This is a genomic window from Sphingopyxis sp. (genome assembly GCF_016704835.1).
In the GTDB taxonomy this organism is placed as follows: Bacteria; Pseudomonadota; Alphaproteobacteria; order Sphingomonadales; family Sphingomonadaceae; genus Sphingopyxis.
On record NZ_JADIZJ010000005.1, the window covers coordinates 366,801 to 380,447 of the forward strand.

At 62.4% G+C, this 13,647-nt stretch carries 13 protein-coding genes and 1 pseudogene; 11 read left to right on the forward strand and 3 right to left on the reverse strand.

From position 1 onward, the window contains the following. Positions 1 to 19: 19 nt before the first annotated feature. A complete protein-coding gene (locus tag IPF76_RS11365) occupies positions 20 to 1,504 on the reverse strand; it encodes a phytoene desaturase (RefSeq protein WP_293843786.1) in 1,485 nt (494 codons plus the stop codon). Next, a complete protein-coding gene (crtY, locus tag IPF76_RS11370; protein ID WP_293843787.1) occupies positions 1,501 to 2,658 on the reverse strand; it encodes a lycopene beta-cyclase CrtY in 1,158 nt (385 codons plus the stop codon). The genes IPF76_RS11365 and crtY overlap by 4 nt, the downstream gene beginning before the upstream one ends. 45 nt (positions 2,659 to 2,703) lie before the next feature. On the opposite strand from crtY, the pseudogene IPF76_RS11375 reads away from it, so the two are divergent. From IPF76_RS11375 to IPF76_RS11425, 11 genes and pseudogenes are all read left to right on the forward strand, one after another. Beyond that, a pseudogene (locus IPF76_RS11375) lies at positions 2,704 to 3,452 on the forward strand (sterol desaturase family protein). Continuing rightward, positions 3,400 to 3,807 carry a DUF2141 domain-containing protein gene (locus IPF76_RS11380; RefSeq protein WP_293843789.1) on the forward strand — a complete coding sequence of 136 codons (408 nt, stop codon included), beginning with the start codon at positions 3,400 to 3,402 and terminating at the stop codon, positions 3,805 to 3,807. The pseudogene IPF76_RS11375 and the gene IPF76_RS11380 overlap by 53 nt, the downstream one beginning before the upstream one ends. A gap of 87 nt (positions 3,808 to 3,894) precedes the next feature. Continuing rightward, positions 3,895 to 5,496 (forward strand): apolipoprotein N-acyltransferase, encoded by a 1,602-nt coding sequence (lnt, locus tag IPF76_RS11385; protein WP_293843849.1) that lies wholly within the window; start codon positions 3,895 to 3,897, stop codon positions 5,494 to 5,496. A gap of 51 nt (positions 5,497 to 5,547) precedes the next feature. Next, complete coding sequence (gene metK, locus IPF76_RS11390; RefSeq protein ID WP_293843791.1) at positions 5,548 to 6,771, forward strand: methionine adenosyltransferase; 1,224 nt, start codon at positions 5,548 to 5,550, stop codon at positions 6,769 to 6,771. A gap of 70 nt (positions 6,772 to 6,841) precedes the next feature. Then, positions 6,842 to 7,933 (forward strand): hypothetical protein, encoded by a 1,092-nt coding sequence (locus tag IPF76_RS11395; protein ID WP_293843793.1) that lies wholly within the window; start codon positions 6,842 to 6,844, stop codon positions 7,931 to 7,933. Positions 7,934 to 7,981: 48 nt separating this feature from the next. Next, a complete protein-coding gene (locus IPF76_RS11400) occupies positions 7,982 to 8,695 on the forward strand; it encodes a tRNA (guanine(46)-N(7))-methyltransferase TrmB (protein WP_293843795.1) in 714 nt (237 codons plus the stop codon). A 45-nt stretch (positions 8,696 to 8,740) separates the two neighbouring features. Beyond that, complete coding sequence (locus IPF76_RS11405) at positions 8,741 to 10,051, forward strand: tyrosine-type recombinase/integrase (RefSeq protein ID WP_293843797.1); 1,311 nt, start codon at positions 8,741 to 8,743, stop codon at positions 10,049 to 10,051. A gap of 16 nt (positions 10,052 to 10,067) precedes the next feature. Continuing rightward, positions 10,068 to 10,679 (forward strand): hypothetical protein, encoded by a 612-nt coding sequence (locus IPF76_RS11410; RefSeq protein ID WP_293843798.1) that lies wholly within the window; start codon positions 10,068 to 10,070, stop codon positions 10,677 to 10,679. A gap of 477 nt (positions 10,680 to 11,156) precedes the next feature. Further along, complete coding sequence (locus IPF76_RS11415; RefSeq protein WP_293843800.1) at positions 11,157 to 12,182, forward strand: AMP-binding protein; 1,026 nt, start codon at positions 11,157 to 11,159, stop codon at positions 12,180 to 12,182. 17 nt (positions 12,183 to 12,199) lie between these two features. After that, the gene (locus IPF76_RS11420; protein ID WP_293843802.1) at positions 12,200 to 12,508 is read left to right on the forward strand and encodes a hypothetical protein; all 309 of its coding nucleotides are present in this window, start codon (positions 12,200 to 12,202) and stop codon (positions 12,506 to 12,508) included. A 167-nt stretch (positions 12,509 to 12,675) separates the two neighbouring features. Continuing rightward, the gene (locus IPF76_RS11425; RefSeq protein WP_293843804.1) at positions 12,676 to 13,350 is read left to right on the forward strand and encodes a TetR/AcrR family transcriptional regulator; all 675 of its coding nucleotides are present in this window, start codon (positions 12,676 to 12,678) and stop codon (positions 13,348 to 13,350) included. A gap of 59 nt (positions 13,351 to 13,409) precedes the next feature. Here IPF76_RS11425 and IPF76_RS11430 read toward each other — a convergent pair. Then, positions 13,410 to 13,647 (reverse strand): hypothetical protein (locus IPF76_RS11430; RefSeq protein WP_293843806.1); only part of this gene is annotated, 238 nt, incomplete at its 5' end.

Sequence of the window (13,647 nt, forward strand, 5' to 3'; positions counted from 1 at the left end):
CACCGTACGCGAACGGAAACTAAATTGCGTCTTCCAGCATCAGCTTCGCGGTGGCCTTGGCGCTTCCCACCACTCCCGGAATCCCCGCGCCCGGATGCGTTCCCGCGCCGACGAAATACAGGTTCGAAATCACATCGTCGCGGTTGTGCGCGCGGAACCAGGCGCTTTGCCACAGCACCGGCTCCAGGCTGAACGCGCTGCCGAGATGCGCCGACAGGTCGCGGCCGAAATCGGCAGGGGTGTAGTGGAAGCTCGTCGCCAGGTTCGCCTTCAGACCCGGCAGCACCCGCGCCTCGACCTCGTCGAGGATCGCGTCGGCGAATTGCTGGCCAAATTCGCCGTCCCAATCGACCTTCGCCTTGCCCAGATGCGCGACCGGGGCGAGGACGTAGAAGGTCGAATAGCCATCGGGCGCCATCGCCTTGTCGGTCGCGGTCGGGTGATGGAGGTACAGCGAAAAGTCCTCGGGGACGACGCCATGCTTGTAGATGTCGTCGAGCAGCCCCTTGTAGCGCGGACCGAACAATATGCTGTGGTGTGCGATGTCCGGATACTCGCCCTTCACCCCGAAATGGACAACGAACAGCGACGGTGACCAGCGTTTGCGCGCCAGCGATTTCGCCGCCTTTTTGCCGCGCGGATGATCGCCCAGCAGCGCGGCATAATTGTGCATCATGTCGCCGTTCGAGGCGATCATGTCGGCTTCGCCGCGCCAGCCGCTCGCGGTCTGCACCGCGATTGCGCGGTCGCCCTGCGTATCGATCTTGGTCACCGGGTCGGCAAGGCGGAGCGTTCCGCCCAGCCGCTCGAACAGCGCCACCATCCCCGCGACCAGCTTGTTCGTGCCGCCGCGCGCGAACCACACGCCGCCTTCTTTTTCGATCGTGTGGATCAGCGCGTAGATCGAGCTGGTGTTCATCGGATTGCCGCCGACCAACAGCGTGTGGAACGACAGCGCCTGCCGCAGCCGCTCGTCCTGCACATAGGATGACACGATCGAATAGACGCTGCGCCATGCCTGATATTTCATCAGCGCCGGCGCCGCCTTGATCATCGACGCGAAGTCGAGGAAGGCGGCCGAGCCGAGCTTGACATAGCCCTCCTCATACACACCTTTCGAATAGGTCAGGAACTTCTCATACCCCGCGACGTCGGCGGGATTGAGCTTCGCGATTTCGGCGTTGAGCGCTGCTTCGTCGTTCGAATAATCGAAATTGGTGCCATCGGGCCAGTTGAGCCGATAGAACGGCATCACCGGGTCGAGCGTCACATCGGTCGCCATATCCTGACCGCTGAGCGCCCACAATTCCGCAAGACACGGCGGATCGGTGATCACGGTCGGTCCGGCATCGAAGGTGAAGCCCTGCCGCTGCCAGTGATAGCCGCGCCCGCCCGCCTTGTCGCGCGCCTCGACGATCGTCGTCGCGACCCCAGCCGATTGCAGCCGAATGGCAAGTGCAAGGCCACCAAAACCGGCGCCGATAACAATAGCGCTACGCGTCATTTCCAGTCCAGTTTCGCAAGCGCCGCAATCGCGCGGCGTACAGATACGGGCGGCTTGCCCGCCAGGATGCGCAGTTTGTCGGCGGTGTTCGAGCGCCCGGCATAGAAGCGCGCGATCAGGCCTGGTGCAAGGCCATAAAAGCGCTGGAAGATCCGATAACGCTCACCCGGATCGGCGGCGCGGAACAGCATCGCACCGAGCATGCGATAGAAACGCTGGCGCCGCCAGGACGCCGCGGCGCGGGCGCGGAGCCGCACGCCAAGATCGCCGCGATCAACCAGCGCAGGCAGCGCCGCCGCGGTCCGCACAGCATCGGGCAGCGAATAGCCGGTCATCGCGTGGAACACCCCGGCGCGCACCCCTATGCGCGCGGTGCGATCAATGACCGGCCACAGCCGGTCGAAATCGCCCGCGACGACGACGGGCAGCACCCCGGTTTCCTCGCGCGTGACCGCGGTGACATTCCATTGCCGCCGCGCCGCATAGGCGGCGATGCGGTCGCGTATGGCTGCAACGTCCAGGTCGGGGGTGTCACTATAATAAGTGTCCTCGATAAAGACCGTTTCGGCATCGAAGGGGAGCAGGTATACGAAGCGATAGCCGTCGAGCTGCTCGATCGTCGCGTCCATTACGAGGGGGCGGTCGATGCCATGCCCGCCCTCGACGGTCAGCGCCTGCCCGACGAATTTCTGCCAGCCGCAATCGAGCATCGACGCTTTTCCGGTGCCGCGAGCATCGATGACATGCTTCGCCGACAGCCGCCCGCCGCGCGCCAGCAGCACATGATCGGGCGCGACATGCTTCGCCCTGTCGGCGATGATCCGCCCCGGTGGCAGAGCGGCGGCGACCGCTTCGGCCAGCGCCTCACCGGTGATGCTCTTGTACCCCATCCGCACCCGGCGCTCGCGGTCAGGAAAGGCGACATCATAGCTGTCCCAATGGTAACGGACGAGCGGCGCAACGAGCCAGCGGTCACGCTTCGCAATGTCGCTGTCGAAGAAAGACCAGATATGATTGCCGCCGATCGCGTCAGGTTCGATCAGCCGCACATCGAGCGCGGGACGCTTGGCCGCGAGCGCCAGCACCGCGAGCCCGCCCGCCAGCCCGCCGCCGACAATGGCAATGTCGCAATAATCGGGTTCGGACGCGGTCATGCGTCCGCCCTAGCCGCCGCGCGCGCGGGCGGCTAGGGCGGACGCATGACCGCGATGATTTTCTCCGCTTTGGCAATGACCGCGATCGTCGGGGTCCGCTATCTGCTCAGTAGCGGCGGCTTTGCGCTGGCGACGCGGCTCAAACATCCCGGTCTTTATCGCGGGCTCGAGCCGCAGATGCGGCGCGAGATCGGCTGGAGCCTCGCCAGCGCCGCGATTTACGGCATCCCCGCGGGCGTGGTCGCGTGGGGGTGGCAGACGCACGGCTGGACGCGCATCTACACCGACGTCGATGCTTGGCCGCTCTGGTATCTGCCGGCCAGCCTGCTCGCCTATCTGCTCGCGCACGATACATGGTTTTACTGGACGCACCGCTGGATGCACCGGCCGCGGCCGTTCCGGATCGCGCATGCGGTGCATCACGCCAGCCGCCCGCCGACGGCGTGGGCGGCGATGAGTTTTCATCCGGTTGAGGCGATCACCGGTGCGGTTGTCATCCCGGCGCTGGTGTTCCTGATCCCGATCCATGTCGCGGTGCTCGGGCTGGTGCTGACGATCATGACGGTCATGGGGTCGGCAACCACATGGGGTGGGAAATGTTTCCGCGCGCGCTTGTTCATGGACCAGTCGGGCGGTGGCTGATAACCGCAACGCATCACGAGCAGCATCATGCCGCTTACCGGGGGAATTATGGCCTGTATTTCCGTTTCTGGGACAAGATTTGCGGCACCGATATCGGGCTTGGCCGCTTTGCTGCTGCTCACCGCGGCGAGCGCACCGCCGCCAACGGTTGACGTCAGCATAACGGGTCTGCGCAGCGCCAAGGGGCAGGTGCTGGTGTGCCTGACCGCCAATCCCAAGGCTTTTCCCGATTGCAGCAAGGACAAGGCCTCGGTGCGCCTGGCGGTAAAGGCGGTGAACGCAGGGCATTTCAACATCGCCGCCCCCGCCGACGGCACCTATGCCGTCGCCGTCGTCCACGACGAAAACAGCAACAACAAGATGGATATGGCGCTGTTCATGCCCAAGGAAGGCTTCGGCTTTTCACGCAATCCCGCAATCGGCATGGGCGCGCCGAAGTTCAAATCGGCGAGCTTCGTGGTCACCGGCGAGACGCATCAGGCGATCAAGATGAAATATATGCTCTAGTGGGCGCAGCAGCGCCCCGCTAAAGCAGCGCCCGTGATCGTGCTATCCCCCCGCATCGCCGCTTTTGCCGACCGCTGGCCCAAGCTGATGGCCCTGACGCTGGGCGCCATTTCGGCGACCGGATTTGCGCCCCTGAATTTCTGGCCGCTGACGCTACTCGCGCTCGCGGGCTGGATGGCGCTCGTGGCACGCAGTCCCAAGGGCTGGCGCACGTTCAGGATCGGCTGGGCGTTCGGCGTCGGGCATTTCGTCGTCGGGCTGAACTGGATCGCGACCGCCTTCACCTATCAGGCGGCGATGCCCGCGTGGCTCGGGTGGATCGCGGTGCTGCTGCTGTCGCTTTATCTGGCGCTGTATCCGGCGCTGGCGGCGTGGAGCGCGTGGGCGATACAGCGATACGTCGTCTCCGCCAAAACGACAGTCGCCCCCGCCTTCTCGGGGGCGACGCTGTCCTTCATCCTCTCCTTTGCCGCGCTGTGGACGCTCACCGAATGGCTGCGCAGCTGGGTGTTCACCGGCTTTGCATGGAATCCGCTGAGCGCCACCATCGTCGGGATGGCCGAACCTGCAAAATGGATCGGTACATATGGCCTGTCGTCGCTGATCCTGCTCGTAGCGGGCTATATTCTTCGTTCGTGGGCAACGATCCGGTCGTCATGGCGCGACGCCTCGGTCGCGGCGCCCCTCACCGAACGGCAACAGTTCAAAGAGCAAGTGAGTGTCGGTATCCTAATCGTGGCGGGGTGGAGTCTCGCCGTCTTCCTTCCTGATGCCCCCGCCCCGACTGCAACCCCATCGACGACCATCCCCATCACCGTCGTCCAGCCCAATGTCGGTCAGGCCGACAAATGGGTCGGTGCCAAAGCCGATGCCAATTTCGCAAAACTCGCGCGGCTGACCGCGCCAAAGGATGAAACCCCGCGCCTGATCCTGTGGCCCGAGGCGGCGGTGCCCGATTATCTCGAGGCCGGCTATCCGCTGCCCTATTACGACCGCTCGCCCGCCGCGGCGCGCGCGCGGTTGACCGCGCTGATGAACCCCGGAGACCTGATGCTGCTCGGCGCGCTGAAGCTCGAGCTCGACAAGTCGGGCGACGTCGTCGGCGCGCGCAATGCGGTGATGACCGTCCATGCCGACGGCACCCTCGGCCCGCGGTACGACAAGGCGCATCTGGTGCCTTATGGCGAATATCTGCCGATGCGTCCGATCCTGTCGGCGCTCGGCCTGTCGCGACTTGCCCCCGGGGACATCGATTTCTGGCCCGGCCCTGGACCGCGCACGCTTGACCTTGGTGGTTTCGGCCGGGCGGGGCTGCAAATCTGTTACGAGATCATTTTCTCTGGCCAGGTCGTCGACCGCGAGCACCGTCCCGATTTCATCTTCAACCCGTCGAACGACGCCTGGTTCGGGAGTTGGGGGCCGCCGCAGCATCTGGCGCAGGCGCGGCTGCGCGCGATCGAGGAAGGGCTGTCCGTGGTGCGCGCGACGCCGACCGGGATCAGTGCCGTGATCGACGCAGATGGGCGTATGCGCGAATCGCTGCCGATGCACGTCGCGGGACGGATCGATACCGTCATCCCGGCCGCGCACGCGCCAACGCTGTTCGCGCGCCATGGCAACATGTTGCCGGTCGGATTTGCGCTGCTGCTGCTCGCAGCGGCCATTGCCTTTCGTCGCCGCGGCCGCTAACAGCACCGACACATAAAGCTTCCTTTATATCCGATTCACAGAAGGTCTCCCATGCGCAACAGTTTCCTTTTCACCTCCGAAAGCGTGTCCGAAGGACATCCCGACAAGGTGGCCGATCAGATCAGCGATTCGATCGTCGACCTGTTCCTGTCGAAGGATCCCGAAGCACGCGTCGCCTGCGAAACGCTGACCACCACGCAGCTTGTTGTGCTGGCGGGTGAAATTCGCGGCAAAGGAATCATGGACGAAGATGGCAATTGGGCGCCAGGGGTGCCCGAGGAAGTCGAGGCCGCGGTGCGCGCGACCGTCCGCGAAATCGGCTATGAGCAGTCGGGTTTCCACTGGCAGACCTTCCGTTTCGAGAATAACCTGCATCCGCAGTCGGCGCATATCGCGCAGGGCGTCGATGCCGGCGAAAACAAGGACGAGGGCGCCGGCGACCAGGGCATCATGTTCGGTTACGCATCGGACGAGACCCCCGACCTGATGCCAGCAACGCTCGATTACAGCCACAAGATCCTCGAGCGCATGGCCGCCGACCGCAAGGCCGGCATCGCGCCGTTCCTCGAGCCCGATGCCAAGAGCCAGGTCACGCTGCGCTACGCCAACGAACGTCCGGTCGAGGCGACCGCGATCGTCGTGTCGACCCAGCACGCGCCGGGTTATTTCTTCCACAATGGCGAAGGCGACGAAGCGAAATATACCGAGCTGCGCAAATATGTGCTCGGCGTAATCGCCGACGTGCTGCCCGCCGAGCTGCTGACCGCCAACACCGTCTATCATATCAACCCAACCGGGTGTTTCGAGATCGGTGGTCCCGACGGCGACGCCGGGCTGACCGGCCGCAAGATCATCGTCGACACCTATGGCGGCGCAGCACCGCACGGCGGCGGCGCGTTCAGCGGCAAGGACCCGACCAAGGTCGATCGCTCAGCCGCCTATGTCACGCGCTATCTGGCGAAGAACATCGTCGCCGCTGGGCTCGCGCGCCGCTGCACGATCCAGCTCAGCTACGCGATCGGCGTCGCCGAACCGCTGTCGATCTATGTCGACCTGCACGGCACCGGCACCGTCGAGGAAAGCCGCATCGAGGCCGCGATTCCGCAGCTCGTGCGCCTGACGCCCAAGGGCATCCGCACCCACCTCGGCCTCAACAAGCCAATCTACAAGCAGACCGCAGCCTACGGCCATTTCGGCCGCACCGCGACCGGCGACGCCTTCCCGTGGGAACGCACCGATCTGACCGAGAAGCTGAAAGCTGCGCTGGCCGCCTGAAACCGCGCTACTGCACTTGCCATCACCTCCCCGATCTGACAGCAATCGCGTCGGATCGGGGAGGTTGCGCATGCCAAGCTATTGGTTGAAAATCCTTTTGGCCACCTTGTGCGCTATGGCCATCGCGAGCTTGCCAGCAGCGGCACAACAACCACTTCCGCTCAAGGGTGGCAAGGCGTGGAGGCATAAGCACAGCGGCATCGCCGTCCCCGCGATCCTGGGCGGCGCAGCGCGTGTCCAGGGCATGGCTTATGCTGCTGACGAGCTCGACGTGGGCCTGTCTTACGTCGTGGGCGACGCCGCCGAATCCATGTCATTCTATGTGTTCCGCAAAACCAACGGCGCGGTGCCGGTGTGGTTCGCGCAGGCACAATGGGGAATCGAGAATCGCGACACCTTCGGTCACCCCGCGATCGCCATTGCCGCGCAAGCCTTTACCCCGCCGAACCAATCGACCGCATCGGGGTTGAAGGCGGTCTACGAACCGAGGGGCGGCGCCTATCGCAGCACGGGCGTGGCGATGCTTCAGGTGGGAGACTGGTATGTAAAGCTGCGCGCCTCGTCGCAGACGCGCTCGCCTGCCGGGCTTTCGCAGTGGATGGACGCCGCGTTGGCACAAATCCAGTGGCCGCGGGAAATAGCTGTCGCACCTGAAGCCGTTCCGATCAGCGATTGTCCTGCGCCGCTCAGCTTTCCTATCGCTGCGAAGGACGCCCCTAAAAATGGCGGTGCGGATATGATGTCCGGTCTTTTGAGCATGGCCGCGGCGCAAAGCAAAACCACACAGACGCCCGCGACGGTGGCGGCGCTAGCCGCGGTGCGCTGGTGCCGCGACCCGGATCTGGGCGGCAATACCACAATTTATCGTCAGAACGCCGATAGCGAAAATTACCTGCTGGCGGTTGGCGACAATGGCAACGGAATCTGGGTCGGGCCCGACCCGGGCGCGAAGGTGATCGCGCTGACCGAAAAGGACAAACCGGCGGAACTGCGTTTTGCCATCACTGCGTTGACGGCAACGCAGAATATTGGGTTTGCTGCGCAGGACCGGCTGCCCTCTCCCCAGCGGGTGATGGAGATCGTCGCCGCCAACCGCCGCGTCACGGCGGTTCCGACCTGGGGCAAGAACAAGACGATCAGCATCAACAGCGACGCGCTTTAACCGTGGGCTGCCTTGCGGCGGCGTCGTCGCGGCGCTAACGCGCGCGCAATGACTGCGCACAAACCTGGCGATCCGACCACGATCAACCGCCTTTACGGCCGTTCCAAGGGCAAGCCCCTGCGCGCGGGGCAGCAGGAGCTGGTCGATACGTTGTTGCCGCAGATTGCGGTGCCGGAAGTTGGCGAAGTTTCCGCGCAGCGTGTGTTCGGATCCGAATGCCCGTTACATTTTGAAATCGGTTTTGGCGGCGGCGAGCATATGGCGGGGCGCGCCGATATGCTGCCCGACCATGGCTTTATCGGCGCCGAGCCGTTCATCAACGGGGTCGCGCAGGCGCTTGTCCATGTTGCGGGGGATCATGGCGCGACGTTGCCGATCGGCAACGTCCGCATCCACCATGGCGACGCGCTGGAGGTGTTGCAGCGCATTCCCGACGGCGCGCTGAGCTTTGCCTATCTGCTCCACCCCGACCCGTGGCCAAAGGCGCGCCATGCGAAGCGGCGGATGATGAACGACGGCCCGCTCGACCTGATCGCGGCGAAGCTGAAGCCCGGCGGCGAGTTCCGCTTCGGCACCGACCACCCAATCTATTTGCAACACGCGCTGATGGTCATGCGGCGCCACCGCCACCAGTTCGAATGGCTGGCCAAGGATTCGAAGGATTTCCAGGTCCGCCCCGGCGGCTGGCCCGAAACCCGCTATGAAGCCAAGGCGCGCAGGCTGGGACACGAAGTCTGGTATTTTCGCTGGAGGCGTATATAGGAGTGCTATAGGGTTGAAAAGGCTAGTTTTTTATAGCCACTCCCTATGCTATCTTTTCCCCAATTACGCGGCAATTTCCGCCACGGTGATTGCCGGGTGATTGCTGGAAACGCCGTATTGGGAGACCAATTTATGGCAAGCGGAAAGATCACAAAACGGTCGGTCGATGCTCTCATTTCGAGCGGGCAACATGACATTCTTTGGGATGATAGCATAAAGGGTTTTGGCGCAAAGCGAACCAAAGCTGGCGCCGTGTCTTACGTGTTGCAATTCCGAATGGGCGGTCGCGAATCTAAGACGCGTCGCTACACGATAGGCAGCCATGGCTCGCCATGGACGCCAGCCACCGCCAGAGCCGAAGCGGAGCGACTGGCTATTCTGATCGCCCAGGGATCGATCCAGGCGAAGCAGAGCGGCAACGACGGCGAGTCGGTCGATCTAGCCTTCGATAATTACTCTGATCGCTTCGCTGAGGCCTGCGTTGGAGAAGGCTGGAGGCGCCTCGTCAAGCGCAGCCTCGAGCTGCATGTAAAGCCGGTCTTGGGATCAAAGCCCCTTCCCAATCTTACGCGAATCGACATCGTTGCCGTCTTCGACCGCATGCCGCGCGCGCAGATCGCAAATATCCGTAACGTCTTCGCTGTTTTGCGCCGCCTTTTGCGCTGGGCCGTCAGCCGGGGAGATATCGATCGGAGTCCGATGGAAGGCATGGAAACCCCGCCCCCGGTCAAACCTCGCGATCGCTGGCTTTCAGACGAGGAGCTTGGCCGCATCTGGATGGCGGCGCCAAACACGCATTCCTGTTTCGGACCCATCATCCGCCTTCTGATCGTCACCGGTCAGCGACGAGAGGAGGTTTCGTCGCTGCGTTGGGAGGAACTCAACCGTAAAGATCTCCTATGGACCCTGCCCGGCGAACGGGCAAAGAATGGCGAGCCCAACCGAATTCCGCTCAACGAACTTGCAGTTGCGATCCTCGACGAGGTTGCCGGGTCGGCTATCTGGCCGCGTAGCGGCAGGATGTTCACGACCTCCAGGGGCGGAAGGTTCACCGGATATAGCAAAGGCAAGATCAAGCTCGACCTGCTTATGTCGCAAGACGGCCGCGAACCGTTACCGGACTGGCGACTGCATGACTTGAGACGAACTCTTGCAACCGGGTTTCAACGGCTAGGCGTTCGATTTGAAGTGACCGAAGCTGTGCTCAATCACGTCGGAGGTTCCCGCGCGGGCGTCGCCGGTATCTACCAGCGCCACGACTGGAAGGACGAGAAGCGCGAAGCAATGAAGAGTTGGAACGATCATCTGGCGGCGATCATTCGTTTGGCGAATATGGCGCGTGATCGCGCATGGTAAGCGCTTATAAAAAGACTTGCTGTCCACGATCGATTGCGCCGAACAAAATATGCAGAGTGAATCTGTCGATTTCCGTTGCGAACAGCTCTTGCGCCGAAAGCTCGTCGCCAAAGGCGAGGACGGCAACCCTCGCCATTATATCGAGCGTCGCATTCTAATGCCGCTAGGCGTAACGGTCGGCGATTGGCGCAGCGGCCCCGATGGCGCACCGCTCATGCCGCAGGGCCTAGTGCTGGCCGCATCCGAGTGGGCGAAGATCGGCGAGTTCGTCCGCGGGGGCGGAAAGCTCGAAGGCAGGCCACTTGTCGACGAAGCGACATTCGGCGAGATGTTCCAGGGTAGCCAGGTCAATCCTGCCTACGGTCTCACTTGGTGGCTACCCCGTAGCACGCCGGCTGTCGATATTGTTACTCGGTCCACCGATATCACCAGTCATGCCGCCGAACTACCGGCGGATATGGTCGTCGCCGCCGGCGCGGGCGATCAACGCCTCTATATCATTCCGTCGCTTCGGCTTACGATCGTGAGGCAGGCGAAACTCGACATTGCCGCCTTAGCGGCGGGGAAAAAAGGTGATTGGTCCGATTGGCGGTTCCTGTCGCTGTTGCTGAAACCAGCGAGTGAATAATTTGAAACGCGGGCGAGAACATCTCGGGGGCGATCGAACCTAAGCCGTGCCGCTGCAATATGATCATTGAGAATTGCTGGCTGAATGCAATCGCGGCCCGTGGAGTTTGCCCATGGGCCAGCATGATGACGGTCATTGACAGCCAGCGCGGCGATCGGAACCGAGAGGCGGAACCGTGCGCGCGACGGCGCAGTGGGGCGAAGAAGGATGCAGCATGTTGCGGGGATTGATGCAGGACGCGCCGCTGCTGATCGGCGGAATATTGGAATATGCAGCGCGCGCGCACGGCAAGAGGGAGATCGTCTCGAAGGCTGTCGTGGAGCCGGTTTGGCGGTATGACTGGCACCGCTGCGATCAGCGTGCGCGTCAGGCTGCGCAGGCCCTTGGCGTCCTCGGGATTGCGACGGGCGACGGCGTCTCCTCGCTCGCCTGGAACACTCCCACCGCCACCTCGAACTCTTCTATGCGGCGCCGGGCATGGGCGCCGTATTGCACACCGCCAACCCGCGTCTCAGCGACAAGCAGATCGCCTTCACTATCGCTCATGCAGGGAGCCGCATTCTCTTCTTCGAGCCCAATCTAGCCGAGCTCGTCGCACGGCTGCGTCCTCTCCTTCCGGGTATCGAGCGCTATGTCCTTCTCGCGGAGCGCGGAACGATCGCGCCAGATGTTGCCGACACGTTGAACTACGAAGCGTTGCTGGCAAGCGAGGACGGAGCCCTCACCTGGATGAGCTTCGATGAAAAGGCAGCCGCATTTCTTTGCTACACTTCGGGGACGACGGGCGACCCCAAGGGCGTCCTATACAGCCACCGCTCAATCGTTCTTCACGGGATGGCGGCCGGTCTAAGCAGTGCCTTCGGGTTCAGCGCTTTTGATGTCATCATGCCCTGCTCGTCCATGTATCATGCAACGGCATGGGGACTTCCCTTCACGGCAGCGATCAACGGCTGCAAGCTAGTGCTTCCTTGTGACAGGATGGACGGTGCCAGTCTTGCCGACCTGATCAACGAAGAGGGCGTCACCTTTTCGGGTGGTGTGCCCACGATCTGGACCATGTACCTCGCTCATCTCGACACCACGGGGACGGGGGTCGGCAATCTCAAGCGCCTCGTTATTGGGGGCTCAGCCGTCCCCCGGGCGATGGCCGAGACATTCCGAGCAAAATATGGTGTCACTGTGCTGCAGCTCTGGGGCATGACCGAAACCAATCCGCTCGGCGTGATTTCGACGCCCTCCCCGCTCCTGATGGCCGAAGGCGAGGATTTCGCGAACGACCTCCCGCTGACGAAGCAGGGTCGCATGCAATTTGGCATCGAACTGCGCATTATCGACGGCGATGGCACGCCGCTCCCCTGGGACGGTGAGCAGGCGGGTGCGCTCCAGGTCCGCGGACCGTGGTCGTCGATCGCTATTTCCCCGATATTGAGGGCGCCGGGAGCGATGGCTGGTACGACACCGGGGACATCGGTACGATCGATCGCTTCGGCTTTCTCCGGCTGACCGACCGCGAGAAAGATGTGATCAAGTCCGGGGGCGAATGGATCAGCTCGATTGATATCGAGAATGCGGCGGTTGGGTACCCCGGCGTCCGGGTCCCGGCGGTCGTTGGCGTATATCATCCAAAATGGGAAGAGCGCCCCCTTCTCGTGATCGAAACGCATGAAGGTCAAGCCGTCACAGCCGACGCAATTCGCGCGCATCTGGAGACGAAGGTTGTTCGTTGGTGGCTGCCGGACGACATCCTGTTCGCGACAGTACCGCTCACTGCAACGGGAAAGATCGACAAAAAGGCCTTACGCGAAGCGTATCGTAACCAACTCGCCTAGATGAGATCACACTGCGTCCATTCCGTGCGAATGGCAGCGATCCTTTCAGGCGGGATAATTTCAGCGGGCCTCGTGAGTCTTGCATAAGCCCGGGCAATCTCGGTCGGGCTGTCCAAGGCAAAGCGCTCTACGCTTGCAGCGCGGTCAAGGTATGGCCAAGATGAGGCATGGCGTCGACCCAAAAAACCAAAGAACCAGCTTCCGGACGAACAGGGAGGCCCACTCGACAAGCCTCGCAAGCACTTTCGAGGAAAATTCTCCGTGTCGCCCGCGATGTCTTCTTTGCCGACGGATTCGGTCGTTCAACGGCTGAACGGATTGCTGCAAAAGCAGGCATCTCCAAGCGCACGTTGTACGCCCGTTACGGGAACAAAAAGCTGCTTTTCGAAGCGGCAATACTCATGGAAATCGAGGATCGGCTCTCCTTCCTCGAACAGCACGTTCCCGAACATGGCGACGTTCGGCTCGAGCTTGAAGAGCTGTCCGATGAACTGCTATCCTGGATGCTTACCGACATTCACGTCGCGTTGGAACGCGTTGTAATGGCTGAGGCTGCACGTTTTCCCGCTTTAGCGCGAAACCTTTACGAATTCGGCGTAGGACGCACGACGAGATTGGTGGCAGAGGTCTTGCGCAAAGCCGAGGAGGGGGAAATCAGGGTGTCAGACGCGAATTTTGCTGCGGAGCAGTTTATCTCCAGCGTCATTTTGTCACCTTTTCGTCGGGCCGCTCTTGGAGTGGGAGTGACCAGTCACAATGAAACCTCTTCAGCCCGAATGAGGCAAGCTGTCGATCTATTTGTGTACGGCTGCCGCCCCTCCCTGAAGGGGAGCCACCCATAACATTCCCGCTTCATCTTGGGCTGGGCCGTTGTCCCGACTAAGTTTCCATTGGCTTCACGCTAGTTGATCGCCGCAGCCGTCCAACTCGCGATTTCGTCGGCCATTTCAAGGCTCGCGCGATCAAAGGCTTCGACGATACTCGAAACGCTATTTGCACTTGCTGACCTATCAAGGACGATGCGCGTGACTGCCAGTGGTTCCGATTCTTTGGATCGGCTTAGTTCCACTTGCGCGGCGATGCGAATGATCGGGGCCGCGTCGGGCCCTGGTCGTAATAGGCTGCAAAGAAGAAAGCCG

What these genes read in the sequence shown, in the direction of transcription:
- IPF76_RS11425 (WP_293843804.1), top strand. Translation starts at nt 12,676, where the DNA reads ATGGCGTCGACCCAAAAAACCAAAGAACCAGCTTCCGGACGAACAGGG.
- IPF76_RS11400 (WP_293843795.1), top strand. Translation starts at nt 7,982, where the DNA reads ATGACTGCGCACAAACCTGGCGATCCGACCACGATCAACCGCCTTTAC.
- IPF76_RS11415 (WP_293843800.1), top strand. Translation starts at nt 11,157, where the DNA reads ATGGGCGCCGTATTGCACACCGCCAACCCGCGTCTCAGCGACAAGCAG.
- IPF76_RS11395 (WP_293843793.1), top strand. Translation starts at nt 6,842, where the DNA reads ATGCCAAGCTATTGGTTGAAAATCCTTTTGGCCACCTTGTGCGCTATG.
- IPF76_RS11405 (WP_293843797.1), top strand. Translation starts at nt 8,741, where the DNA reads ATGCTATCTTTTCCCCAATTACGCGGCAATTTCCGCCACGGTGATTGC.
- lnt (WP_293843849.1), top strand. Translation starts at nt 3,895, where the DNA reads ATGGCCCTGACGCTGGGCGCCATTTCGGCGACCGGATTTGCGCCCCTG.
- metK (WP_293843791.1), top strand. Translation starts at nt 5,548, where the DNA reads ATGCGCAACAGTTTCCTTTTCACCTCCGAAAGCGTGTCCGAAGGACAT.
- crtY (WP_293843787.1), bottom strand. Translation starts at nt 2,658, where the DNA reads ATGACCGCGTCCGAACCCGATTATTGCGACATTGCCATTGTCGGCGGC.
- IPF76_RS11365 (WP_293843786.1), bottom strand. Translation starts at nt 1,504, where the DNA reads ATGACGCGTAGCGCTATTGTTATCGGCGCCGGTTTTGGTGGCCTTGCA.